This is a genomic window from Candidatus Hydrogenedentota bacterium (assembly GCA_035450225.1).
In the GTDB taxonomy this organism is placed as follows: Bacteria; Hydrogenedentota; Hydrogenedentia; order Hydrogenedentales; family SLHB01; genus DSVR01.
Genome location: DAOTMJ010000004.1, coordinates 106256 through 131114 on the forward strand (window position 1 = coordinate 106256; position 24859 = coordinate 131114).

The window sequence follows — 24859 nt, forward strand, 5'->3', positions numbered from 1 at the left end:
CAAGAATGCGAAGGAGGGGCGCGTACCGGTCCGCTGCTGAAGCCTGTCGCCGGGAGGGGGGCATGTCACTTGGCCGGCGCTTCAAGCGCCTGCATGCGCTCAATGGTTCGCGGTTGATCGGTTTTCAGTTCAAGCGAACGGGCATACGCGTTGCGCGCGCGGTCGTTCATGCCAAGTTGTGCGGCGACGTCTCCGATGAAATTGAACACGGTCTCGTCGTCCGGCGCGAGCCGCGCGGACCGTTCGGCGGCTTCCAGCGCGTCCTGCAGCCGCTGGGCGCGCAGCATGACTTTCGCATACGCCATGGCGTCTTCGGCGGTGTCGGGCGCAATGCGTCGGGCATCGAGAAGACGATCCACGGCCTCCTTGATACTGTCGGTGTATTCATCCGCATATTCGGGGGACGGCGGGCCAAGGGCTTCGAGATCGGCGTTGCCGTCCCGCACGCGCCCGGTTTGGATTTTCAGCGCCGCCATGGCCAAGCGGGCGCCCCAATGCGACGGTTCGCTTTCCAAGGCCTTTTCGAGCGCTTCTGCGGCCAAATCGGACAAGCCTTCCTTTCGGTATACGCGGCTCATTAAAAAATGGATGTCGCCATCCGGGGATAATTGCAGCGCGCGCCGCAGCGCGGCCAAGGCCTCAGGCGCCCGGAAATGTCCCGGCGCGGACAAATTGCGTCCGAGTTCTTTCCATGCGCAAGCATCGTCCGGTTTCAAATCCGTCAGCCTTCGCCACGTTTCCGAGGAAAGATCATATTCTCCGGCGGCGGAAAGCATTTCGGCGAATTCGCGCAACACCTGAGGATCCCTCGAAGCGCCGGCCCCCGCTTGTTCATAGCATCTGACAGCTTGTTTCAGGGAATCGTTCGCTTTGTCCGCCTGTTGCTGAAGCGCGGCGGGATCCTCTTGTCCCTGGGGGGCGGCCACGGCCGCCTTGTCCGCGCGATATTGCGCCCATGCGGACCGTGCGGCGGTGAAATCGTTTGCGGGGTGGCATGAAACACAAAGCAATAGGCCCGCAACACCCGTTTTCCCGACACAAAAAAGGCGGGACATCAAAACCGTACGGATTTTCTCCACCATTATCCTTGGAGCATGACGCGGCGGATTATCTTCTGGCTTTCGACGGCATCAAGCGTACGCTGGGCCTTGCGAAGCTCCGCGATGTCTAATTTTTCTAGTTTTTTCCAAAAAATCGAGAGATTGCCCACCGCAATTTGGCACGCATGGCATGGATCCATCCGGTGCGGGAGCATGTCGAGAATGGCATATCCTTTATAGCGCGCAATTTTGAGATAAAGCAGCGCTTCCATGATTTCCCACATGTTGACGCTGCCCGGTATCATCATGTCGTCGGTCAGGCGGTACGAATCGCTGAAATACATCTGAAACAGTTTGTTGGCCCGTGTCAGGAAGGCGATGGATTCTGCGGGATTCTCTCCCGCCATCAGCGCATGGGAAAAATTCATGGCCACGCCGACATTCTTCATCGCGATTTCCTGGCAGAGGCTAAGCGACTTGCCCACCGAAGCGATGGTCAAATATTTGCGGGGTTCGCGCGGCTTGTAGGCGATCGCCACATTGATGTCCGGCGAGGCGTACTTGGCGATGGTTTTAATGGACGAAATAACCGTGTTCCAATGGGTTGCATAGTCTACATGGAAGGGATAATCGAAACCATCCGTATAAAGCCGCAGCGTTACTTCGGTCGCACCCAGTTGCCGGGCGATGTCGGACGCTTTACGGCCTTCCTCGATGGCGATGTTTCGTGTCTTGGGATGTTGATGACCGAACGCGCTCAACGCAAACCGTTTGTCCTGCATGAAATTGACCGACACCCCCGAACAGAGTAATCCATATTCCTTCAACACCCGTTTGAGTTCACGGACAGGAAAATCGGGCGTTACATCGGTCTGCGCAATCTCTACCGCCTTCAGGCCCTTGATTTTTGCGGCCATCGCAAGGCGATCCTGCACCCGGGGCATCTCGCGAAATCCTTCGGGCGTCGTCGGATCCACCCCGCTCGCAAAAATCCACAACCCCGCTGAAATCCGAAGGCTCATCCGGCTGTCCCGTGATGCTACGTGATCGGCGACCATGCCGGGATCGTCGCCTGCGGCTGAACTATTTTGCGTCTTGGTATCCACTGGGTTCACTAATCCATGCGCCTACATGCGCGTTGCATGTCCAATCGTTCCATTGGACACGGTCAAGCGGAACAACATCCTCACTTTTCTCTGAACTTCCGCGTTGGGGTTATTTTAGATGATAATTACGCCATTGTCAATACTTTTCATGGAATTTATTGCCTTGATAAGAGAATAAATTGATATTTGTGATAAATAATAAAACCATAAACTCCACTTTTGGTCATTAAACTGCCAATAATTATGGAAAAACATCAGCCTCAATAACGTATAAGTCTTTTTATTTCAATGTGTTGTATTGCGGTATTAAGAGGCAGGAAAAAAAAGGAGGCGAGTGCGGGCAGCGGGGGGACTGCCACGAAGCGCACTCGCCGGTGGTGGGAACCAGTCATTGCTGACTGTGGCTGTGAGTACAAGCTGGGGGAAAGGCTTCGCTCACAGCTGTCTATGGAACACCGCATGTTCCAAAATCTATTCCCGATAAAATTTTTTTGGAACCGCCGTTGCCGTTTGACATTGGCGGAAACCTTTATCAAGATTATACCATGAAATCGGGGATTGTGTGATGCGGTGGTGTCTGTACGGAATAATGCTGGTTCAGATTGTTACATCGGCGGAGGATGAAGCCGTGGCCCGGCGGACGGCGGATCGCGCGATGGAATTGATGCGCCGTGGTTCGGTGGACTGGGTCGTCTTTTCCGTTTCATCGGGCATGCCTTCGGTTCCGCGTCCGCAGACGGCTTCGCCCGTTCTTGAGGAAACCGCGCAGGCCGAGGATCCGGAAACGCGTTTTCAAGCGTTGGAGGCGCTTTCGGAATCTGGAAATCCTGATTACCTGGATCGTTTTCTGGTTGCGCTGAACGATCCATCGCCGCCCATTCGCGAATTGGCGGCGGGGTATCTCGCGAAACAGGACGCGGGTCAAGTCTTTGCGCGGCTCATGGAATTGTTTGCGCGCGGGGGCGGCGAAGCATTGGCCCGGCTCGATCCGGCCATCCCTCTCTTGGGGGCAAGATTTGAGCCGCGATTCATGGAAGCGCTTGCGGATCCGGACGAGACGCCCGCGCGCAAGCGGATCGCCGCCCATTGCCTGGGCCGGATGAACAGTGTCGCGGCGATACCGGCGCTGGCGGAATGCGCGTGGAATTCGGACGAGGCGACGGCCCTGGCCTGCATACAGGCTTTGCTGGCCGTTCGGGATCCGATAATCATCGCACGGCTGGGCGAATTGGCGGGGCATTCGCTTCCGAGCATCCGCAAGGCAGCCATTGAAGGGCTTGCCGATGCAGGCGGGCCGGAGGCGTTTGACGTGCTGGGACGGCTGGCCATGGCGCCTCCGGACGGCAACGAGGAAACAGCACGCGAGGCGGTGTTGGCGCTGGGCGCGATGAACACGGAAGCCGCCATTCCGCTCTTGATCGAAATCATGCGGACCAACGTGGCGGCACGGCGGACGGCCGTGCAGGTCCTGCGCCAATTGACCGGCGACGATGCCGGCGATCAGCCCTCCGAGTGGCAGGCGTGGTACGAGCGGCGGATCAAGGCCCTGCAACAGCAGATCGAGCAGGAGCAAAAATCACTTTACGATGTCGAATACATGAAATGAGCCGGAAGGCACAGGGAGTAAATTTTGAAAGAGTCATGGGACGCCACAGCAATCCGCCCGCGCGTGATGTCCGTGGACGCGCTGCGCGGCTTCGACATGTTCTGGATCATGGGCGGCGGCGAGGCGGTCAAGCAGTTCATCCGGCTGTTCGGCGATCCGATGCCGGCCGGCATAGCGCGCCAGTTCAGCCATGTCGAGTGGGAAGGATTCGCGGCGTGGGATTTGATCATGCCGCTGTTCCTGTTCATCGTGGGCGTGGCGATGCCGTTTTCGGTGGGCCGGCGCATCGAACGGGGCGACACGCGCGCCGGCATATACCGGCACACGGCCCGGCGCGTCATCGTTTTGTTCATTCTTGGCATGATTGCGCAGGGCCACCTACTGACTTTCGATCTCGATCGCATTCACATCTACTGCAACACGTTGCAGGCGATTGCCGCCGGCTATCTCGTCGCGACGATGGCGCTGGTTCACCTGCGCATCGCGGGGCAGGCGGCCTTGTGCGCGGCGCTGCTGATCGGATTTTGGCTGATCATGATTCTTGTGCCCGTGCCGGGGCACGGCGCGGGCGTGCTGACGCCCGACGGCAATCTGGCGATGTTCATTGACGAGGCCGTGCTGGGCCGGTTTCGCGATGGCACACATTACACGTGGATCCTCAGCAGCATGGGGTTCGCGGGGTCGGTGCTGTTGGGCATGTTCGGCGGACATATCCTGAAATCGGAGCGTCTCACGCAAGGCCGCAAGGCCTTCGCGCTGGTGGGCATGGGCGTGGCATTGACGGCCGGGGGATTGATTTGGAGCCTCTGGTTTCCGATCATCAAGCATATCTGGACCAGTTCCTTCGTGCTGTTTGCCGCAGGACTGAGTTATCTTTTGCTGGCGGCGTTCTACACGGTCATGGATGTGTTTGGACACAAAACGTGGGCGTTTCCCTTTGCAGTCATCGGCGCGAACGCCCTGCTGGCCTATCTGGCCGAAGGACTTGTCAGCGCGCATGGCATCGCGGCGTGGTTGTTCGGTGAAAGCGCCCGCGAATGGCCCGCAATGTATTCATTCCCCTTTGCGCTGCTGGTATTCGTCCTGTTGTGGATCGGCCTTTACGTCCTTTACCGGAAACGAGTCTTCGTCCGCGTGTGATGCGGGCATCGTTTTCGCTCCATTCTTTGAAACCCTCCCGGTCCCAATTGCCGCATGCAGAAAGCCATTTTGCGTAAAATAGACCACGGTTTTTCGGGATAGCGTTCTTGGGATACCGCGTCTTCGCGATGAAGAAGAAGTTTCCCCGATCTCTTTTATTTTGGACAACACTGACAGGCGGATTTGAGTTTGGAATTACCTGGCCCGAACATCCATGTCCTGTTTTCCATCTGCGTGCATCTGCGTCATCGGCGGATCGTGTGGTCTTCCGCCGATGACGCAGATACGCGCAGATATCGAAAAGATGAACGGGATAACGAGGTCAAACGTGATTCCTTGCGGTATTGTGGCTTTTTTACAATTCTTTTAGACAGCAATGAATTGAAATCAGCCGTCGTGAACGAATTTTTCGTCCATGAGACACCTCCGATTTCCACTGCCGAATTCAGGTTGAAACGCGCCTCCTGTATTACCTACAGCCGGAGTTGTCACCGGGCATCGTTCATGCCCCATTGAAGGGTGCGATATGTTTTGAACATCGCCGGATCGCCGGGGAGCCAGACGTGCATCAGGAGGGGAAAGGGCGCGAGGTCCCGCACACGGTAAAAACCGATTGGGCGAAGCGAATCGGGCACGGCAATGCCCTGAAAATCGGCGATCGGCTCCCATGCGTTCTTCCGATAATGCGGCGAGAAATCGAACACCGGAAAGAAATACCGGACGGTCGAGAGGTTCTCCCATTCGGGGAGATCGTCTTCGCGGTCCCATGCGGCGTCTGCCGGTTTGTAGCGAAAGCCAAGACGGACGGGCGCGGACCTGTTGTTCGCACATTCAAAATCAATCGCGAAATAATGAGCGAACACATCCGGCGCCAACCAGGCGCGCTCCACATCCGGCATGCGGGCCGGCGCAATCAGGATCCGTCCATCCGCGTCTTGCTGCTGGATCATGGGAATCGGTTCAAGTGCGGCGTTCCGGTAATTCATGATAATCGGCGCCATCGCGGAGGTTTGATATTTTCGTGCCGCATACAGCGGGGCGCCAAGCAGGACGGCCAGCAGGATCGTCGCCAGGATGGGCCGCGCGACCAGCGTTCCCGCCGGCGCATGGGGCAGTCCTGCGGCCGCCAAAGCAGCCCGCGGCGATTTCCCCCGTATCCAGCCGTCCGCGAAGCGCACCAGCAGGCTCAGGAGAAATCCGGCCGGCCAATAGGCCGCGAAATCCAGGTGAAACGCATGGCGCATCTGAAATGCAAGACTCGTGTAGCCGCAGAAATACAAGGGGATGATCGCCGCGGCCAACCCCATGCGCATCCCGTGCAGACTGATTGCCAGGAACGCCGCCGCGGCATAATAAACGCCATAGGCGCGCAAATGACGCGCGAGCGGGGCATGAAGCGCCGCGGATTTCCGCATGCCCATGACGGATGCATCGAAACTAGCGTTTTTCCCCTGTAATCCGCGGATGCAGCGCAATGCCGCACCGTACCATCGCGCAACGATGTCCGCCGGATACAGGGCCGCCAGATCGCAGACCATGCGCCGGCCGACCTGCTCGGCTTCGGTGCTCCAAATGTCCAGATCGGTGCGCAGGGACCACGCGGCCGCCGTGTAAATCAATGACACGGCCGGATGAAACGGCGCTTCGGCGGCGGCGTTCAACAGGAGGCCCGTTTTGGCGTCCACGGCCGCCTGCCGCTTGTCCGCCTGCGTCTGATTGCGATAATGCGAGATGACCGCATGCACGTAAAAGTCGTGATCGTCCAGCATCGGAACGGATGAGGAGCGCGCGGTGTCCGCGTCGGCCATCATAAAATGTGCAAAACCCTGGATCAGATAATATGCATTGTTTCCGCCGGTGTCTCTGTTCATTCGCAACACAGGATAGGCGGGAATGAGAAAACACCCCACAAAGATCGCCATGGCGGCGGCTTTCAGCCGAAACCGTCGTTTTTCCGTTCCCGGCGAGAAGGCGATCGCCGCCAAGATTGCGGGCACGCCAATGAGGGTGTCCTGGCGGAATCCGAAACCGAAACCGGTGAACAGGCCGGCGGCGCATGCTAGCGCCAGGAGCGTTTTTCCGGACGGCCTCCGCGCAATCAGATACCCCGTGGCAAGGATCGCGCCCAGAATGAACGGCGCTTTGCAAAAATCGCGCAGGGCGGGCAGATAGGTCAGGTACACGGGAGACGACACAAACAGGATCGCGCATGCGAGGCTGATCAGGCGCGTCATTCCGAGGCGGAATATGCCGTAAGCCAGCGCGGCGGTCAGTCCGCCGGCCACCGAAACGATCCAATTCAATATCCCCCATGAAATGCCAAAGATTCGCCACAGGATCCCTGTCGCATACAAAAGATATATACGATCGTAGATGAATTTATCGCGTCTGGCCAGGCAGATCGGGGTGGACGGCATCTGCTCCGGCGACAATGTTTCGGTTTTTTGGAGGAGAAAATCGGCGAGGGCGGGCGGATAGAATCCGGGAACGATTTCCGACATGCCGTGGCCCATGGTCCACAGCGCCGGGGGAACGAACATCATGAGCGAATCGCCATGGCGGTAGCCGGGCGTCTCGCCCGCCAGCGTCAGATAGGTCCAGTTGGCCAGCGACGCCAGAACAAACAAGGCGGCGGCGATTGCGGCATCACGCCGCGAGAAGGTATGATCGCTTCGCCTGAGTTCATCGGGACGCATCGGCCGCCGTGTTCCTTTCCCCGGTTATTATAGGGAGCGCGCCATGGCCGGGGCGAACGGCCGTGCCGTGTGGAGCAATCCGTATATTTTGGAAACAGCATACACCATAGTGGGCGTGGCGGGATCCGTCCTGTTCTTCGGGCGATTCTACGTCCAGTGGATCGTCGCCGAGATCAAAAAACAATATGTGGTACCCGTCTCGTTTTGGTATATGAGCGCCGCGGGATCGCTGATGCTTTTCGTCTATGCCTTTGGGCGCGGATCTCCGGGCGGCACCTTGGGCGTTTGCTTCAATCTCATCGTATATTGCCGCAACCTTATCCACATCTGGCGCGAACGCGGGGTGCTGACCCCGTTCTGGAACGTGGCCGCGCACGTTTTCGCGTGCGTGACAATCGGAATTGCATCGGCGCTGACCTTTTTCACGTGGCGGGCCGGTTACAGCAACACGACGGAATTCTGGGCGTGGTCGGCCGTTTGGGCGGTGGGGCAGGCCGTGTTTTTCCTGAGATTCCTCATCCAGTGGGCCGTAACGGAAATCCGGCACAAGAGCATCATACCCGCATCGTTCTGGTGGCTGAGCCTTGCCGGCCTGTTTCTGCACGGGAGTTATTTTTTTCATCGCGGCGACTGGCTTTTGGCCATCGGGACCATTTCCGACGGGTTGCCCTATGTTCGCAATCTGTGGCTGATGCGGCGGTATCCGCCCGCCGGGGAATAACGCCGGCCATGAAAGACCCGTCGGGCGATCGATACATGGAACGCATCATGGCGCGGGAAACGTCGAACAAAAAACCAGTCCCGCGTTCACGATGAAAGGGACAAGCCGCTTTATGGATACCCGCCTCACGCCCGCCCGGTCAGGCGGCGCCAGGCGATCTTCAACAGGCTATAACCGACGGAAACGAAATTGCGTGGGTGAAAGGCCTTTGAAACGCCGTGCTGCCGTTCTTCACTCGGGACTTCGACCTGCACATAGGTCGCGCCGCGCGCAAGCAGCCGGGTAATCAATTCGGCTTCATAGGCGAATCCCCGCGTGCCGGGATGATGCCGGACGACATTTTCGCGCAGGTGGACGACCGCGCCGTTGTAATAGCCGATATGGTTCCCGCTGATGGCGTTGACGAGGGCGGTAAACGTGCGCGAAATAATGCGCCGAAACAACGGACGATTGTCCAGTGCGCCAAAGTACGGTATGATCATGTCCGCCTGTCCCAGTTTCGACAACAATGCGACGATGACTTCCTGCCGTTCGACATTGTCGCCGTTGACCAGCATGTAGTATTTGCCGCGGGCGATGCGTGCGCCCTCTTCGTGCATGACGCCGAGTCCCTGGTGGCGGTCATGGGTTTTGAGGGTGATGGGAATGTCCGGGTGCGCTCTTTGAAATGCTTCGACAACGGCCACCGTGCCGTCCGTCGAGCAGTCGTCCATCACCAGAATTTCATACGAAACCGGCACTTCCGCCACGGCTTTCATGATTACGTCAAAGGTGCCCGTGACGTTTTTTTCCTCGTTGAGACAGGGCACAAAAAACGTAATATCGGCGGAGGGCGCCGTTTCGTTCAGCATGGACCGGCTTCCTTCGATAGGCCGCAAGTGTTCAGCCCAACAACAAGGCCATTGTACCGGCGTGCGGCCCTAGGTGCAAACCCGCGCATTGCCTCATGCCAAATCCGGTTCCTCGCAGGAATCTATGCAATGAGTAATTGGACAAGCATGCGCCAACGCGTGTATTTCCAAAATTGGAAACGCATTGGAAAGCGCGCAGGCAAGCACATATTGTCAGTTTCTTTGTCCGCGACTTCTGTGCATGGTACACAGAAGTTGCGGACAAAGAAATCATATCCTGGATTGAGGCATTACGGCTGAGCCGCGTCAGTTTCTTAGGAGCACGAGGAGCGCGAGCCAGTACGAACAGGGTGGCGGCCGGATGTATTTTCGGCATAGCACGAAGAGAAACTGGGTTGTGGGCGCTCCCTGCGTTAGCCGGCGTCATCCGAAGGACGCTGGGAATCAGGCGTCGTGTGGTCAAGAAGGTTACAGGAGCCGATTTTTTATTTGGGACAATAGGGTTCGCTATAATCGCATAATGGCCGGCATTGAAGAAGGAAAATGCAAATGGAATATGTTTTCATGGCCCGTACCGGTTTGCGCGTGTCGCGTGTATGCCTGGGCACGATGACGTTTGGAAAAGAAGCGGACGAAGAAGTTTCACGCGCCATCATGGATCACGCGTGGGATCTGGGCGTCAATTTCTTCGACACGGCGAACATTTACAACAAGGGGTTGACCGAGGAAATCGTCGGACGCTGGATCGGCGACCGGCGCGAATCGCTCGTGCTCGCGTCGAAGGTTCATTTCCCGACGGGCGATGGCCCGCTCGATCGCGGCAGCTCGCGGCGGCATATTCTGATCGAGGTCGAAAAAAGCCTGAAGCGTCTCCGGACGGACTGGTTGGACATTCTCTATCTTCATCATTGGGACGAACACACGGACATCGGGGAAACCCTGGGCGCTGTGGACACGCTGGTCCGCCAGGGCAAGGTCATGTATTGCGGCGTGTCGAATTTCTCCGCATGGCAGACGATGAAGGCCCTGGATTGTGCTGCGGCCCGCAACCTGATGCCGATCGTGTGCATGCAGCCCATGTACAACCTGATCAAGCGGCAGGCGGAAGTCGAATTGTTCCCGTTGGCGCTGGCCGAGCGCGTGGCCGTGTTTCCGTACAATCCGCTGGCGGCGGGCGTGTTGACGGGCAAGTACCTGCGGGGCGAATCGGGCCGTTTGCACGAAAGCGACATGTATCGCGAGCGGTATAAGGCGCCGGTCTATGCGGAAGTCGCCCAACGCTTCGTGGACTATGCGGCGGCGCATGGCTATTCGCCGGCCCCGCTGGCGTTGGCATGGGTCGCGGGCCATCCGGCCGTCACGGCGCCAATCCTCGGCGCGCGAAACATGGCGCAGTTTACGGATTGCCTGAAATTTCTCGACCTTGCCTTGACGCCCGAACAGCGCGCGGAAATCTCGGCCTTGTCCATCGAGCCGCCCTTGGCGACGGATCGCTGATTACTCTTCCGCGATGAATCCGTGGTAAAGGCCCATGTAATAGGGCAGCAGGAACACGCCGCCGTGGGCCAGTTCGCGTCCGTCGCCGGGATAGTCGAGTTGCCACGGATCGGTGTTCCAGTAATTGAAGTGGCGTTCGTCCACCGGCAGGACAAATCCATTGCGACGAAAGCCTTTTCCGCGGGCCTCGCGCCCTTCGCGCACATGGGCGGGCAACGGTACGAGGTCCTTGCGGTGGCTGTTTTCATGCGCCCAGTTGCATCGGTCGAGCGGAAAACGCACCAGGGTTTCGACCGACTGCTCAAGCCATTCGCCGTCCGGCGACAGATCCACGGTCTGATACTGGTCGCTGAAACTCGCGCCCGATCCCATGGCGGCATAGGCAAAATTGAAGAAGGGATTGAGTTCGGGTTTTTCAACGTCCCAATACTGCTTGAACGAATAGCGGGCCATCTCGGTGACCTTGGGATCGTGCGAGTAGAGGATCAGGTTGTAGAAGTTCATGAAGGCCATTTCATCGTCGGACTGGTTTCCGCCGCCGACGACCAGGGGAATCTTGGGCGTCATGAGGTTCATTGCGTAACCGTGATCGCGCACGAGCATGTCGAACGCGTCGCGGTATTTCGTGTCGCCGCAGATGTGATGCGCGGTGGCCAGATACGACAGGATGCTGAGCGAGTTGAGTCCGCGCTCGATCATCCACAGGGGGTTCCGGTTGAGCTGGCTTGGACTGAACACGGCCCAGCGGGTGCGCTGGCCGTCCCAGTCCACCAGGTTGAAATCGTGCTCGACCAAGTGATCGGTCAGCGCGCCGACGACCTCGCGCACGCGCTGTTTTTCCTCGTCGGTGTCGGCAACGAGGTCGTAATAGCGCCCGTGAAAAAAGTAGTGTCCGTCGAGTTCGTCCGAACTCGTGTCGCATTTCCAATACCATTTGCGGTCGGCGCTGAGCGGCCAGCGCGGGGTGATGATTTTCCACAGGGCGTCGGATGAATTGCGAATACGCTCGTCGCGTTCGCGGGTATATTCGGTTTCGTTGGGGTTCGGCCCGTCCGCCGGCAGGACGCAGCGCGCGACGAAACCCTTAAGGGCGGGCGGATCGCCGCCCTGCGTGACGGTTTGCAGAAAGCGCAAGGCCTCGAACGCCTTTTGGGCGCGTTTTTTGGCGAGCGGATCTTTCGTTGCGGCATACGCGAAACATTCGCCCGCGCCGTACATGCTCGTCCACAGGCCGTCGTTGTCGGTGTCGTGCAGTTTCGATTCGGACTTGTCGCCCGGTCGTTTGAGGCGCGCCTCGAGCACGTATTCGTATTCGGTGCGTCGGTGGTATTTGTCTATTTCGTCCTCGTAGAACGCGGCTTTTTCGCGGAGGGTCATGGGTTTGCGCTGGATGCGGCCGACGCCGTTGCGCGTGGCGAACCATGCGCCGCCGTCCGGATCGGGGCATATTCCGTACACGTGATCGGCGGGCAGCCACCGCCGGCCTTGCCGGTATTCCCACGATTTCCCGTCGAAACGGATGGCGCCTTTCGTCGTCGCGAACCACACGCTCCGCTCGCCGGTTTGCGCCGAGGCCACGAAGGTAAAATCGTTGTACGGCAAGCCGTCCTCCGGCGTGTACAGGTTCCATTGTCCCTCGCGGGAGAGGCACCCAACCCCGTGCGGACTCGCGAACCAGAGCCCGCCCGCGCTGTCCCACGCGATGCCGCGCACGTCCACCGCCGTCCAACTCCGCGCGCCTTCTTGTGGAAACAGGCGCCTCCATGAACCCATCTCCCGCAAAAACAGTCCGCTCGACGCCGCCACGGCGACACCCTCGCCGGCGTCGGCGTTTTTGCGCGCCTTCACGGCGGCAATGCGGGTTCCCTCGCGTAGCAGCGCGTTCAGTTCTTCAACGGGCGAGAACGAGTCGCCGGACCACACGCACAGTCCCTGTTCCGTTCCGAGCCACACATGATGTTCCGAAGGTTCGATGCACGTGATCTTTGCGTCCGGCGGAAGCGGCATCTGCCGCGTTTCCCCATCCGGGCCAAGGCAATGAACGGCATCGCGATCAACCGCGAACACGTGATTTCCGTGCACGGCGATGTGCGTAATGCCCGTTTCGGGAAGCCCCTCGACTTTTCGCCAGCGCGCACCGTCGAACGACGCCACGCCCCCGGCGGTCAGCGCATGGCGGACGGGGGATGCGCCCCCGCCCGGTTCCGTTGCGTCGAACCCCGCCACGGCGTGAATTTTTTCGTCTGGAAGCCCGCTTGTTTCATCGTAAAAGACCGCGATTTCCTGCGCGAAACTTTTGATGCGCAAAGGCGGTTTCGACGCCTTGGCCGTTTCCTCGGCGAGACCCGGCCACGCCGTCCCCGCCAATGCACACGCCGCCAACGCCGTTGCCACCGTTTGTCGCATGACGAACCTCCAATACATGATATGCGCACTCCAAAATCGGATTGTAAGAGACGCCGGCCGGAAAGCACAAGACCCTGAAGAGGCGCTCAGGAGGCGATCCTGGCGCGCCGGAACGTCAAAGGCCCAGCGCCGCACGCGCCATGGAGGCGAGAAAGGCCGCCAGCGGAGCGGACGCGGAATCCGATGCGCCGTCCTGTTTTTCAGGTTGTCGGATGGCTTTCACATAACCGCGTCCGTGGATCGCGAACGACGAGAGCGCTTCCGCCTGCAATTGTTCGAGCCGGGTTACCGCGTCCGCGCCATGGGCGGATTCGATCAGTTCCACAATCTGATACCGGACGGGCAGATTGCCGAGTTCGATGAGCGGATCGTTCACGAAATGCGCGGGCATGTATTGGACAATGGCCTTGTCCATTTTGAGGTTCATGTCGTGCGAGGCCTTGGCTATCCGCGCGCGGGGAACCGAATCGGCATAGGCCGGGACGGTTCTCGGCTGCAACAGCGCGGCGAGCATGGGCTGCTGCGTGTCGTTCCGCCGCAGGGCGTCTTCCATGACGATCCCCTCGAAGGTCTCCAGCGCCACGTGGCGGTTCGAGGAGAGTTGGACGGCATGGTCCTTGGGCGTGGACCATCCGAGCATGTCCAGCAAATTGATGAACAGCATCCGCAATGTGCTATATCCCGGCAGCGCCGTCGTGTGATACGGCATGGATAAATCGCCTAGGTAATGGAGGCCCCATCCCATGAACCGCCAGCCCCAATAGTCATGGCCGCGATCGAAAGCGAATTTTGACAGCGACTTGAACAGGTGGATTCGGTATTCCGGATAGGATTCTTTCAAAAAAGAAGCGAACAGGAACACAAGGGGCGATTCATGATAGAACCCCATGTGAAAGGGGGCCTGTGAACCGTAATCAAGCCCCGGATTGCCGAACGGCTGCACGCCGAACCCGTAATAGAGGCCGAATTCCGTGCCGTTGTCTTCAAAAAGCCCGATGTCCATGCCATAGTCCGGTTCGTTGCTCGCCGTTGCGACAACGTCCGCCGCGCCGGCCGGTTCGCCCGGATCCAGGGCGACGAAATCGAAAATGGACAAGTTCGAGGTGTCCCGAAGAATGGAAACCTCGCCCGGATCGAGCCGGCGTTTGGAGGCGGTCGAAACGCCCGCCAGCGGACTCAGGTAGAGCGGCGTGCGGATGTTGGGGTTCACGCGGATGGCCTTGAAAAAGCGATCGCGAATGTCGCCGGCATTTCCCGTGGCCGCAAACGCCAGCGCATCCGGACGCGGCTTGTAGGAGGCCAGGTTTGTTCGCGCCCATGTTTCCTCCGCCTCCAACAGTCCGGCCAGATCCGCTTCCACATCCATCAGAAAAGTTTCCAGGGGTGTGGCCGGCGCGGGGGCGGCTTCCGTAACCTCGGACAGGGTTGACAGGATGGGTTTGGTCAACAGGGGGTGATGCTCCCACGCCGTGGCGGCCCACGGCGCGAACAGGATCGTGAATTGAACCCACAACAAACATTGGATGCTTCGATTTCGCATGGCGCTTCGTTCCTTCTCTTGGTCCTTTCCTTGACGGTTGAATGCCGAACCACGGGAATCCCGTAAAAAACGGAACGGGAATCCCCATACAAATCCAAAGCGCGATTTTACCTGTGGGGGTTCGTGTCGTTCAACCGGGATCGTTGAAAAAAATTGGGCGAGAAGGAGTCTTTTTGAGATAATGAGACCTGAACAACCAAAATGCGCGTTGGCCGCCGTGCGGCAAAAGGCCGAACAGATGGGCGACAAAAAGAAAAAAACGAAGTGGGTGATTACTGTTTGCCGGGAATCCAAGTGCAAGGACAAGGGGGCCAAAAAGGTGGCGGAACGCCTCAAGGAACTGGTCGAGGAACAGGGGATCGAGGCGACGGTCAAGATAAAGAAGGCGGATTGCTTCGGCAAATGCAAAGAGGGCCCGATCGTCGAATGCGCCGCGATACCGCTTCGTTTCACGAACGTGTCGCCGGAGGACGCCGAGGTCATCATCGCCCGGTGCTTGGCGGGAAACGCCGAAAAGAAGTCCCGCGGCCCTTCCAAACGGGATTGATCGAAAACGCCGGGTCGAACGCATCTAATTGTGCTGGAAATCCAAATGCCTGTTCTAGCCGTATGTGCGCCACATCGTGCAATGCCCCATTCGGGAAAACGCGATGACGCATACGGCGAGGGCGGGAAATGCCCATTGCACTATGGACGGCGGCCTTGATTCGACGGGCGGCCCTGTGTTGAAATGGGCGTTCGACGGAGGATTCAATCATGGAAAAACACGCGGCGGTCCAATACATTTTGGACCAGTGCATCATTGCGGTGGTGCGGGCGGATTCGGGCGGCGACGATTTGGTGCGGGTGGTCGAGGCGATTGCGGCGGGGGGCGTCCATTGCATCGAAGTCACCATGACGACGCCGGGCGCGTTGAAGTGTATCGAGGCGGCGGCAACCAAACTGGCCGGCGCCGATGTGTTATTGGGGGTGGGCACGGTGCTCGATGCCGAAACCTGCCGGATGGCCATCCTGGCCGGCGCGGAATACGTCGTTTCCCCGACCCTGTCGGCGGAAACGATTCGGATGGCCCGGCGGTACGGTGTTCCGATGATTGCCGGCGCGTACACGCCGACCGAGATCCTCGCGGCGTGGGAACAGGGCGCCGATTTCGTGAAAGTGTTTCCGGCGAGCATCGGCGGCCCGGATTACATCAAGGCCGTCAAGGCGCCGCTGCCGCAGATTCCCTTGGTGCCGACGGGCGGTGTCGAACTCGAAAACATCGGCGCATTCCTCAAGGCAGGCGCGTCGGCCCTTGCGGTCGGCGGCAATCTGGTGACGAAAAAGATGCTGGCCAATCGTGATTTCGCGGGCATGACGGAAAACGCGAAAAAGTTCGCCGGGGCCGTGCTTGCGGCCCGCGGGTGACGCCCCGTGACCTTGCCCGTTTTTTTTGTTCCATAGTGTCGTTGGAGTATCGCGCATGCAGATTGAAACGGTCGAACAACGCTGCCTGACCTACCTTCAGCAGGTATCGAATCCCATCGTTCCGCTTTCACGCCTGCTCGCGTATCTGCGGCAATTTCCCGACTGTCGAGACGTGGATGAGGGCGATTTGACCGATTTTCTGGCCAAACACGAACTTTTTCGCGTGTTCAATCCATTGCCGGTGGACCCCCATCAGGCGCGCGCGCTGGGCATTTCGACGGATCGCCGCGTCATATTGACGACGCGGGTGCCGACGCGCGCCGAAGCCCGCGCATCCATGAACGAAATGCTCGATTCCCTGGGACGGGCGCTCGGAACGGCCCTTCGCGAGGCCAATGAACGAGACGATGACGAACTCCGCCGCAAGGCCGAACACCTGATGCGCCGCATCGAAAAAATCCGGGCGGATCTCGCGGTGCAATAGCAAAGCCCGCACGGCGCGCCGCCGTAGGTATAAACGCCATGACGAAAAACATCGCACGACGGCGTGTGTCTCTGCTACGATATTTTCATGAAACGGATACTGGCATTTTGCGGGCGTGACTGGCGGGATCCGAAAGCCGGCGATCCCGAACGGTATATGCACGAGGTGTTGCGGCGCATCGCCGCGCAGGGGCATTACATCGTGTGGGTTTGCCCCAGTTACCGGACCGGTCTGGGGTGGAGCCGCCGCCCGGCGTCGCTCGAGGTGCTGGACGGCATCCAGGTGGCGCGCTTGGGCGCGCGGTTTCTGTACCGGACGATGGCAGGCATGTTTCTGTCGCGATTGCGCGAGCGATCGCAAACTGCGGCGCCCTTCGACGCCATTCTGGATTGCGTGATCCGGCGTCCGCTCGATTTGACGGACAAGACGGACACGCCGATCATTCCCGTGGTATTCGGCCTGTCGCCGCGCCTGCGCGCGGACACCCAGCCGCCCGGTCCCGTCATTGCGGCGTCGCATGAGGCGCGCGAAGCCTTGCGGCGATCAGGGCTTCCGGAAAAATTCATTGTGACGGCGCCGTTTGGTTCGGAGGCGTGTATGGGCGACCTCAAGGACACCGCTGGTGTGTGGGCCGCGGATCCTTCCCGGCCGACCGCCGGAATGACCGGCGCCATTCGCCGCCTGTTTACGTACGGCCGTTTGCGAAAGAAACAGGCGGTGGATCGCGGCCACACGAGCACGCAGACGTGGGACGCCACGGCCGGTCTTGTGTTGGCCACGATAGAAAACCTGGAGGCGCCGGTTGCGAAAGAGCCGCGCCGCCGGCAATTGATGCCGGTGCCGTAACGAGGAAAGACACGGGCGGGACAATCCGCCGAAAGGGAGCGCATCATGCACTATTGGCTGGCGTTGGGAGTGATGGGCATGGCCGTGTCGGCGGCTTCCGCGGGAGTTGCGGCAGAAATCGCGAAGGATCGCATGCTGGTGGTGGACGGGAAACGGACCTTTGTGCTCGGCATTTACGAAAACCCGGCCGACGACGCGATCATGCGTCAGATTGCCGACGCGGGATTCAACCTGATTCAAACGCCCGCCAAAGCAGAGGCTCTCGATCGGGCCGCGTCCTTTGGCCTGCATGCGTGGATCAACACCGGCGCCAGCATTGATTTCAGCGTGGACCGCAAGGCGCGTGAAAAGGCGCTGGAAGGGCTTGTCGCGGACTACGCGGGACATCCGGCGCTGCTGGCATGGGAAGTCCCCGACGAGGCGCTGTGGAATTGCTGGTACGGCGCGATGCAGTGGCGGCACGATCAGGAACCGGCCCAGCAGCGGGCACGGATTGATGCGCTGCAGGATACCGCTCTAAAGGAACGGCTGCGCGGCATGCAGGCCGATTCGAAACGGCTTTTCTCCAGGGGCGCGATTGCCGCCTCGGAACGGATGGCCGACGAAATCTGGCGCATGCTGGGCGTCGAACCGCCAAATCCCGAACTCAATATTTCCAACGCCCAGGAACGTTCCGAAATGATGTGCAAAGGCATGATCGAAGGCTACCATCGCCTGAAAGGGCTGGACGCGAAACACCCGGTATGGATGAATCATGCGCCGCGCAACAGCATCGAACAACTTGCGGCGTTCAACCGGGGCGCGGATATCGTGGGCTGCGATATCTACCCGGTTCCGGCCTACCGCACCGGCCATTCGGACCTGATGGAACGATCGATCGCGGCCGTCGGCGCCTACACGGATCGCATGCAGGATGCGGCGCCGGGCAAGCCTGTCTGGATGGTGCTGCAGGGGTTTGCGTGGTCCGACCTGGAGAAAAATCCCACGCCGAAATCCATCGAGGAGATGCGCGTTCCGACGTTCGCCGAGTCGCGCTTCATGGCATACGATGCAATCGTCCACGGCGCGCGGGGAATCCTCTATTGGGGCACGGCCTATACGAAACGCGACGGGACGCTCTGGGCGGACCTCTTGAAGCTCGTGCGCGAACTGGCCGATTTGCAGCCCGTGCTTTCGGCGCCGGACGGGCGGATGCGGCTTCGCGTCGAACGGGCGCCCACATGGGGTTCGGGGGACCGCACGGTCCGGGTGCTGCCCAAGGCCGCCGGACGCGAAGTATGGCTGATCGTGGTCAACGAATCGCTGGAACCCATGACCTATACCGTGTCCGGCCTTAGCGGCCTCGACGGCACGCGATACCACGATCCGCAGGACGATCGCGAGGCGGTGGTGAAAAACGGTTCCCTTTCGTTGGACATTTCCCCGCAAAGCGTGCAGGTGCTGCGGCCCGAAGCGTGAACGTTCGGAGGCGCCCATGGAAACGATGAGCGTATTTTGGGATCTTTTGAACAAATGGCTCGAATGGCCGATTCTGTGGGTATGCTATTGGCTTGATTGGCCGATGCCGTCCAAAGAATGGCTTACGGCCTACAAACTGGGACTCGCCGGTCTTTTTGTTCTGATTCTCGCGGCCCTTTTTCTGGAATTGCGCCACCGATGGATTCATCGCACATGGAAGCGTAGTTTTTCGGCCGACGACCGCATCGAAAAACCGGAGAAAATCCCCGCGCATATCGCGGCGCTCGAAGCCGCGCACGATGTCGAACGCGTGGTTGAACCGCTCAAGAAAGCCAAGGCCTACGACCGGGTCGCCGAAGTGTACGCGTCCGTGAACCAGCCGCGCGAGGCGGCGGCATGGTACGAGAAGGCGGGCGACCGGCGTGCGGCCGCGCAACAATGGGCCTTGGCGGGCGAAACGCAAAAGGCGGCCGCGATTTTGCTGAAGGAGGGGGATTACGCGACGGCGGCGCGCTTCTTCGAGGAATTGCGGCAGTATGCCGACGCGGCGTCCGCGTATGAAAAGGCGGGCGACATGGCCCGCGCGGCCGGCGCCCATGCACGCGCGGGCAAGACTGATCGCGCGGCTCAATTGTTCGAGCAATGTTTCAAGTCGTCCACGCCGGACATGCCGACAGTGGAAGCCTGTTATGCATGGCTGCAATCCGAGACGACCCTGAATGCCTTGGATGCGGACCGGCGCAACGGCCTGATGGCGGCGCTGGCGCCGTGTTTCGAATCGGCAGGACGCAACGAAACCGCCGCCCAACTGTACCGGGCCGCGGGACAATCCGCCAAGGCGGGCGAACTTTTCGCGCAAGCCGGCCTTTTCCAGGAAGCGGCGCGCTGCCTTCAGGACGCGGGCTGCCTACCCGAAGCGCGCCGGATGCTTGCGCGACATTACGAAACCATCGGGCGATGGGAAGACGCGGCCAAGGCCTATGCGGCCCTTGGCGAACACCACGCCGCCGCCGCTGCGTTTGCAAAGGCCGGCAACAAGGCGGCCGCCGCCGCTTCCCATGAAAAAGCGGGCGAATTCTATCCGGCCGCCGTCGCGTATGCCGCCGTCGGCGACTGGCCGGCAACCGCGCGCGCGGCCGCCAAGGTCGGCGGCGACGATCCCAAGTCGGATGCGGCGCGGGCGCTGCTCGGACAGGCCTTGTTTGAATTGAAAGATTATGCGCGATCGGCCCAGGTGCTTGAAGAACTGCTGACGGGCAAATGGATTGACGCCGACAACGTGGCGCTGATGTACGCGCTGGGCGTCGCGTGGGAATCCGCCGGCCATCTTGAAAAAGCCCGCGAGGCGTATCGGAAAGTCGGCATGTTCAACCCGATGTACAAGGACATCGCCGAGCGTCTCAAACGAAGCGACAAACCGGAGTAAGGCGGGTTCCGCCTGAACGGCAAGAACCCGGTTCGACAAGATGACTTTACTGGCCTTTTCCATATGGCTCGTTGGCCTTGGATTCAGCGGGGAGGAAGTTTCGATGCAACTGTTCGCAACGGCCAATCAGGTGTGCGAGATAACGTTCACAAGCAGCGCCCGGTACGACGATCCCTACAATGAAATTGAAATGGAGGGCGTGTTCCACCACCCGGACGGGCGGACTTTCAAGATTCCCGCGTTTTGGCGCGGGGGAGGCCGTTGGGCGATTCGTTTCAGTCCGCCGGATGTTGGCGAGTATACATTCGAGACGAAATGCTCACGTGCTGCCGATCGCGGCCTGCACGGCGTTTCGGGGAAATTGGCCGTTGGCGCGTACACCGGCGAAAACCCGTTGTACCGTCACGGGCGGCTGCGCGTCGCCGCCGACAAACGCCATTTCGAACACGCCGACGGTACGCCGTTCTTCTGGATGGGCGACACGTGGTGGATGGGACTGTCGCAACGGCTCGACTGGCCGAACGGATTTCAGATGCTGGCCGCCGACCGCGTCGCAAAAGGTTTCAACGTCGTCCAGATCATCGCGGGACCTTATCCCGACATGGACGCGTGGGACGCGCGCGGGCGAAACGAGGCGGGGTTTCCGTTCGCCGCCGATTTCGCGCGCGTGAATCCGGCCTACTTCGACATGGCCGATCTCAAAATCGCCCATCTGGCCGACACCGGCCTCATGCCGTGCATCGTCGGAATGTGGGGTTACTACATGCCCCGGATCGGCGAGGAACGGATCAAACGCTACTGGCGCTATCTTGTGGCGCGATATGGCGCGTATCCCGTCGCGTGGTGCATCTGCGGCGAAGGGACAATGGCCTACTACCTATCGAAAACGCCCAAGGAAGACGCCGCCGCGCAGAAAACCGGATGGACGCATGTGATGGCCTATGTCCGCGAAATTGACGGCCACCATAATCTCATTTCGATTCATCCGACCCAGTATGGACGCGAACAAGTCGAGGACCCGGCCTTGATGGATTTCGAGATGTTGCAGACCGGCCACGGCGATCTCGACAGCGTCGCCCCGACCGCCGAAACGGTCATTGCCGCCATGGGGCGGACGCCCGCGATGCCCGTGGTCAATTCCGAGGTTAATTACGAAGGCATTCTGGGCCGCTGCTGGCAGAACGTCCAGCGCCTGTGCTTTTACGTGTCCGCGCTCAACGGCGTCGCGGGCTACACCTACGGCGCGAACGGCATCTGGCAGATGAGCACGCGCGAGAACCCGTACGGGCCGTCGCCGCACGGGCGCTGTTGGGGCAACACGCCGTGGCGGGATGCGATGCTCCTTCCCGGCGGGAAACAGGCGGCGTGGGGCGCATCCTTCATGCGCCGTTTTCCGTGGTGGGAAATGGAACGTCGTCCCGAATGGGTCGAGCCGGCATGGAAACGCGAGAACCCCTACACCTGCACCGCCGCCGGCATTCCCGGAAAACTCCGCGTCATCTACACCCCGATGGCATGGGATCCGCCACTCGTCAAGGGGCTTGAACCCGGCGTGGCTTATCGGGCCTACTACGCCGACCCCTGCACCGGCACGGATCATCCCATCGGCGACGTCACACCCGACGCGGAAGGCAACTGGCGCCCGCCCATCCCGCCGGAAGTGCATGATTGGCTATTGGTTCTCACCGCCACGTAAACCGTTGGCGATTAAAACGTCCATGGGAAAAGGACACAAAGAACGTCAAGGACATTTATCCGGCGGGTGAAGTCCTTTTTGGCGTTGAGTGTCTTGTCCCGGATTCAGCCCTTCCGGCAACTCCCGATTCTATCCTCGACGGGGAGTAAATCGGCGTTGCGCTTCTTTGGAAGGCATGGGAAGTTGACAGACACGAGGGGCGTGGGATAGGCTGGCAACCAAGGCGGGCCTGTGGACGTTCCGCCGGGAGAAAACAATACATGGCATCGGCAAAATATTTGTTGGTCGTGGCGCTGGCGGCCTTATGCTGCGGCTGTTCCACGGTCGGCCGTTATCCCCAATTGCTCGAACCGGCGATGACCCCCCCGGAACTCAAGGCGGGCGAGACGGCCGTGATTACCGTGCGCGTTTCGGACCGGCACAACATCATTCACCGCGTCGAAGGCGTGGTACGCGAGGATCCCGCGGTGAAACTGAAACTGCGTGACGACGGCAAGGCGCCCGATGAAAAGGCGGGCGACGGCGTTTGGTCGCTTCAGGTGGATGCGCCGTTTCAGGCGCCTGCGGGCCAGTACCATGTTGATCTGACCGCTTACCGACAGGACGGTTCACCGGTTCCCATGCGCAAGGATGGACAAAAACAGCCGTTGACCGCAACCATCCCGGTCGCCATTCTCAATCCCTGAACCAACGAACGGAGCGCATTGACCCATCCATGAACACGATTGGCTTTCTTGCCGTTCTTGCCGGCGCCTTTGCGGCGCCGAACGTGGTGCTGTTGTCCGTGGACACGTTGCGCGCGGATTACTTGGGTTGCTACGGGTATCCGCATCCCTCGTCGCCAGTCTTGGACGCCTTTGCAACAGAAGGGTTGCTGTTCGAGGACTGCGTGTGCGAGGTGCCGCTGACGCTTCCCTCGTTCGGCTGCATGTTTTCCGGCTTGTATCCCCGGACGACCGGCACAACCAAAAACGGCTTGCGAATGCCCGAAACGAAACCGCTTATCACCGAAGTATTCAAAAAGGCGGGCTATCAGACGTTTTGCGTTCAAAGCAATTGGCCCCTGAAAGGCCGCCTGTCGGGTCTCGATCGCGGTTTCGACGTCTACAACGACGAGTTCGAGCAGAAACGCTGGGGATTCATGCTCGGCGAACGCAACGCCGAACAGGTCACCGCAGCCGGCCTGGAGATACTCGGCCAGCGCGATCCGGCCAAGCCCTTTTTCCTGTGGATCCACTATTCGGATCCGCACGCGCCCTATGAAATGCACAAGAAATTCAACGTGCTGGGCCAATCGCCCGGCAGTCTCGAACCGCGCGAGCGTGTACGCGCGAAGTATGCCTCGGAAGTGGCCTTTACCGATTACCACATCGGACGTTTCCTTGCCGCGCTGCCCGGCGAGAACACCTTCGTCATGTTTGTGGCGGATCACGGCGAGAGCCTATTCGAGCACAACTATCTTGGCCATGGACGGCGCATCTTTCAGACCAACCTGCACGTGCCGTTTATTTTGCGCGGCCCCGGCATCGCGCCGGGCCGGTCGAAATCGCCGGTCTGCGTGCTCGACGTCGCGCCGACGCTGCTGGGTATGGGAGGATTTTCGCCCCTGCCCGGCATGGAAGGCCGGAACGTGCTCCTTGATCCCCCCGGTCCCTCCACGGTTCGCCATGTCGAAACCTACGGCGGCGCGGTACCCCGGCTGCCGTTGCTAAGGGCGTTGTTGCGCAACCGTGGTCCCCAGAAACGCGGCATCATCCACGAAGGCTGGAAGTTGATTATCGGCGGCGGCGCCCATTTGTTCTATCTGCCCGAAGACCCGAAAGAGTCAAGCAACCTGGCCCGCAAACACCCCGAACGTGTGGCCGCCCTTCGCAAAATGATCGATCAATGGGACAAGGCGCATCCCCGCGGCAAAGCCTGCGAATCCAAACTCTCCGCCGAGGACGTGGAAGCCCTACGGGGCCTTGGCTATTTGTATTGACGCGGCGGACAAGTACGTCTCCGGATTCACCGCGACGCCTTCCCGGCGAACCTCGAAGTGGACATGCGGGCCCGTGGCCCGTCCCGTGCTGCCCACCTTCGCAATGCGGGTCGTTTCCGTAACCCGGTCGCCTTTGCGCACGAGATTTTTCTGATTGTGCGCATAAAGCGTCTGCACGCCGTCCGCATGCTGCACGATGACCGTGTTGCCGTACCCGGCCTGCCAACCGCTGAAGACAACCCGGCCCGGTTCAGCCGGATGAATTGCCGTACCCGCCTGGGCCGTCAAATCAATGCCCGCGTGCCATTCGCGTGCGCCCGTGAACGGATCGGAGCGCATTCCGTAACCGGATGAAACCTGCAAAGGCCCGTCCAGAATCGCCTTTACGGATCGGATCGGCGCGGAGGCCGTCCGGCGCTCTACCAGCGATTGGATCAACGCGGTCAATTCGTCGCTCGGCGGCGCTTGTACTTTCGCGGGTGCGGCCCGCACGGCCACCGGCAAAGGCGGCGCCGCATTCAGCGGCGACAGATCGAGTTTCTGGCCGATGGCTATGCGGTTTGCATCGGCAAGGCGATTGGCATGGGCCACTTTACGGACCGCCTCGCCTATGTCCTGTTGGGACGGATTCATGCCTTGTTGCCGCAATGCCCTGCTGCAAATGGCCGACAAGGTGTCGCCCGCCCTGACCGTGTATTCGCCAAGGGGGGGCTTGTTCGAGGAATCCGGCGCCTGCATGCGATCCAAAAGGTCTTGGAATGTCGTCGAGGAGGAACGCAGGGCCGTTGCGGGCGAAAACGCCGTTACCGGACGCCGGTAGTCCGTCCCGATGGCCGACACGTGTGCCGTCATTTGCCCATGGCCCTCCCGATGCAATTGCCCGGAAAGCGCAACCGGCGTGCCACTGGGAAAAGGCAACTCTAACACATTGAAATAAAAAGGCTTGTCTCTCTACCCG

Annotated in this window: 20 protein-coding genes; 13 read left to right on the plus strand and 7 right to left on the minus strand. The window is 60.0% G+C overall.

Annotated features, from left to right (window positions below):
* Positions 1-65 precede the first annotated feature (65 nt).
* Together P5540_04385 and P5540_04390 are read right to left on the minus strand one after the other, a co-directional pair.
* Positions 66-797, minus strand: coding sequence for a hypothetical protein (locus tag P5540_04385; protein HRT64043.1), 732 nt, complete (start codon positions 795-797; stop codon positions 66-68).
* Between the two features lie 284 nt (positions 798-1081).
* Complete coding sequence (locus tag P5540_04390) at positions 1082-2146, minus strand: TIM barrel protein (protein ID HRT64044.1); 1065 nt, start codon at positions 2144-2146, stop codon at positions 1082-1084.
* 565 nt (positions 2147-2711) lie between these two features.
* Here P5540_04390 and P5540_04395 point away from each other — a divergent pair.
* Positions 2712-3752, plus strand: a complete 1041-nt coding sequence (locus tag P5540_04395; GenBank protein ID HRT64045.1) for a HEAT repeat domain-containing protein — start codon at positions 2712-2714, stop codon at positions 3750-3752.
* A 24-nt stretch (positions 3753-3776) separates the two neighbouring features.
* Positions 3777-4892: a DUF5009 domain-containing protein gene (locus P5540_04400; protein HRT64046.1), complete on the plus strand. Its 1116-nt coding sequence runs from the start codon at positions 3777-3779 to the stop codon at positions 4890-4892.
* A gap of 488 nt (positions 4893-5380) precedes the next feature.
* On the opposite strand, the gene P5540_04405 is transcribed toward P5540_04400, so the two are convergent.
* A complete protein-coding gene (locus P5540_04405; GenBank protein ID HRT64047.1) occupies positions 5381-7588 on the minus strand; it encodes a hypothetical protein in 2208 nt (735 codons plus the stop codon).
* A 43-nt stretch (positions 7589-7631) separates the two neighbouring features.
* Here P5540_04405 and P5540_04410 point away from each other — a divergent pair, with 43 nt between their 5' ends.
* Positions 7632-8309, plus strand: a complete 678-nt coding sequence (locus P5540_04410) for a lipid-A-disaccharide synthase N-terminal domain-containing protein (protein HRT64048.1) — start codon at positions 7632-7634, stop codon at positions 8307-8309.
* A 125-nt stretch (positions 8310-8434) separates the two neighbouring features.
* On the opposite strand, the gene P5540_04415 is transcribed toward P5540_04410, so the two are convergent.
* Positions 8435-9160 carry a glycosyltransferase family 2 protein gene (locus P5540_04415; GenBank protein HRT64049.1) on the minus strand — a complete coding sequence of 242 codons (726 nt, stop codon included), beginning with the start codon at positions 9158-9160 and terminating at the stop codon, positions 8435-8437.
* A 549-nt stretch (positions 9161-9709) separates the two neighbouring features.
* Here P5540_04415 and P5540_04420 point away from each other — a divergent pair.
* The gene (locus P5540_04420; GenBank protein ID HRT64050.1) at positions 9710-10657 is read left to right on the plus strand and encodes an aldo/keto reductase; all 948 of its coding nucleotides are present in this window, start codon (positions 9710-9712) and stop codon (positions 10655-10657) included.
* Here P5540_04420 and P5540_04425 read toward each other — a convergent pair whose 3' ends face one another.
* Positions 10658-13063, minus strand: a complete 2406-nt coding sequence (locus tag P5540_04425; protein ID HRT64051.1) for a two-component regulator propeller domain-containing protein — start codon at positions 13061-13063, stop codon at positions 10658-10660.
* Positions 13064-13178: 115 nt separating this feature from the next.
* Positions 13179-14603 carry a hypothetical protein gene (locus P5540_04430; GenBank protein HRT64052.1) on the minus strand — a complete coding sequence of 475 codons (1425 nt, stop codon included), beginning with the start codon at positions 14601-14603 and terminating at the stop codon, positions 13179-13181.
* A gap of 181 nt (positions 14604-14784) precedes the next feature.
* Here P5540_04430 and P5540_04435 point away from each other — a divergent pair, with 181 nt between their 5' ends.
* The 9 genes from P5540_04435 (at position 14785) to P5540_04475 (ending at position 23901) form a co-directional block, all read left to right on the plus strand.
* A complete protein-coding gene (locus tag P5540_04435; GenBank protein HRT64053.1) occupies positions 14785-15150 on the plus strand; it encodes a (2Fe-2S) ferredoxin domain-containing protein in 366 nt (121 codons plus the stop codon).
* Between the two features lie 209 nt (positions 15151-15359).
* On the plus strand, positions 15360-16010 hold the full coding sequence (gene eda, locus P5540_04440; GenBank protein HRT64054.1) for a bifunctional 4-hydroxy-2-oxoglutarate aldolase/2-dehydro-3-deoxy-phosphogluconate aldolase: 651 nt from the start codon (positions 15360-15362) through the stop codon (positions 16008-16010).
* Between the two features lie 55 nt (positions 16011-16065).
* Positions 16066-16494: a hypothetical protein gene (locus P5540_04445; protein ID HRT64055.1), complete on the plus strand. Its 429-nt coding sequence runs from the start codon at positions 16066-16068 to the stop codon at positions 16492-16494.
* 87 nt (positions 16495-16581) lie between these two features.
* Positions 16582-17340, plus strand: coding sequence for a hypothetical protein (locus tag P5540_04450; GenBank protein ID HRT64056.1), 759 nt, complete (start codon positions 16582-16584; stop codon positions 17338-17340).
* Positions 17341-17385: 45 nt separating this feature from the next.
* Positions 17386-18798, plus strand: a complete 1413-nt coding sequence (locus P5540_04455) for a hypothetical protein (GenBank protein ID HRT64057.1) — start codon at positions 17386-17388, stop codon at positions 18796-18798.
* A 16-nt stretch (positions 18799-18814) separates the two neighbouring features.
* Complete coding sequence (locus tag P5540_04460; protein HRT64058.1) at positions 18815-20224, plus strand: hypothetical protein; 1410 nt, start codon at positions 18815-18817, stop codon at positions 20222-20224.
* A gap of 103 nt (positions 20225-20327) precedes the next feature.
* Positions 20328-21920, plus strand: coding sequence for a DUF4038 domain-containing protein (locus P5540_04465; protein HRT64059.1), 1593 nt, complete (start codon positions 20328-20330; stop codon positions 21918-21920).
* A 260-nt stretch (positions 21921-22180) separates the two neighbouring features.
* Positions 22181-22606 (plus strand): hypothetical protein, encoded by a 426-nt coding sequence (locus tag P5540_04470; GenBank protein HRT64060.1) that lies wholly within the window; start codon positions 22181-22183, stop codon positions 22604-22606.
* 29 nt (positions 22607-22635) lie between these two features.
* The gene (locus tag P5540_04475) at positions 22636-23901 is read left to right on the plus strand and encodes a sulfatase (GenBank protein ID HRT64061.1); all 1266 of its coding nucleotides are present in this window, start codon (positions 22636-22638) and stop codon (positions 23899-23901) included.
* On the opposite strand, the gene P5540_04480 is transcribed toward P5540_04475, so the two are convergent.
* Positions 23875-24753: a peptidoglycan DD-metalloendopeptidase family protein gene (locus tag P5540_04480; GenBank protein HRT64062.1), complete on the minus strand. Its 879-nt coding sequence runs from the start codon at positions 24751-24753 to the stop codon at positions 23875-23877. The genes P5540_04475 and P5540_04480 overlap by 27 nt on opposite strands.
* Between the last annotated feature and the right edge of the window lie 106 nt (positions 24754-24859).

Bases quoted from the DNA above. Each gene is read 5' to 3' on its own strand.
- P5540_04395 (HRT64045.1), top strand. From the start codon at position 2,712: ATGCGGTGGTGTCTGTACGGAATAATGCTGGTTCAGATTGTTACATCG.
- P5540_04405 (HRT64047.1), bottom strand. From the start codon at position 7,588: ATGCGTCCCGATGAACTCAGGCGAAGCGATCATACCTTCTCGCGGCGT.
- P5540_04410 (HRT64048.1), top strand. From the start codon at position 7,632: ATGGCCGGGGCGAACGGCCGTGCCGTGTGGAGCAATCCGTATATTTTG.
- P5540_04415 (HRT64049.1), bottom strand. From the start codon at position 9,160: ATGCTGAACGAAACGGCGCCCTCCGCCGATATTACGTTTTTTGTGCCC.
- P5540_04420 (HRT64050.1), top strand. From the start codon at position 9,710: ATGGAATATGTTTTCATGGCCCGTACCGGTTTGCGCGTGTCGCGTGTA.
- P5540_04425 (HRT64051.1), bottom strand. From the start codon at position 13,063: ATGCGACAAACGGTGGCAACGGCGTTGGCGGCGTGTGCATTGGCGGGG.
- P5540_04430 (HRT64052.1), bottom strand. From the start codon at position 14,603: ATGCGAAATCGAAGCATCCAATGTTTGTTGTGGGTTCAATTCACGATC.
- P5540_04435 (HRT64053.1), top strand. From the start codon at position 14,785: ATGAGACCTGAACAACCAAAATGCGCGTTGGCCGCCGTGCGGCAAAAG.
- eda (HRT64054.1), top strand. From the start codon at position 15,360: ATGGAAAAACACGCGGCGGTCCAATACATTTTGGACCAGTGCATCATT.
- P5540_04445 (HRT64055.1), top strand. From the start codon at position 16,066: ATGCAGATTGAAACGGTCGAACAACGCTGCCTGACCTACCTTCAGCAG.
- P5540_04450 (HRT64056.1), top strand. From the start codon at position 16,582: ATGAAACGGATACTGGCATTTTGCGGGCGTGACTGGCGGGATCCGAAA.
- P5540_04455 (HRT64057.1), top strand. From the start codon at position 17,386: ATGCACTATTGGCTGGCGTTGGGAGTGATGGGCATGGCCGTGTCGGCG.
- P5540_04460 (HRT64058.1), top strand. From the start codon at position 18,815: ATGGAAACGATGAGCGTATTTTGGGATCTTTTGAACAAATGGCTCGAA.
- P5540_04465 (HRT64059.1), top strand. From the start codon at position 20,328: ATGCAACTGTTCGCAACGGCCAATCAGGTGTGCGAGATAACGTTCACA.
- P5540_04470 (HRT64060.1), top strand. From the start codon at position 22,181: ATGGCATCGGCAAAATATTTGTTGGTCGTGGCGCTGGCGGCCTTATGC.
- P5540_04475 (HRT64061.1), top strand. From the start codon at position 22,636: ATGAACACGATTGGCTTTCTTGCCGTTCTTGCCGGCGCCTTTGCGGCG.
- P5540_04480 (HRT64062.1), bottom strand. From the start codon at position 24,753: ATGACGGCACACGTGTCGGCCATCGGGACGGACTACCGGCGTCCGGTA.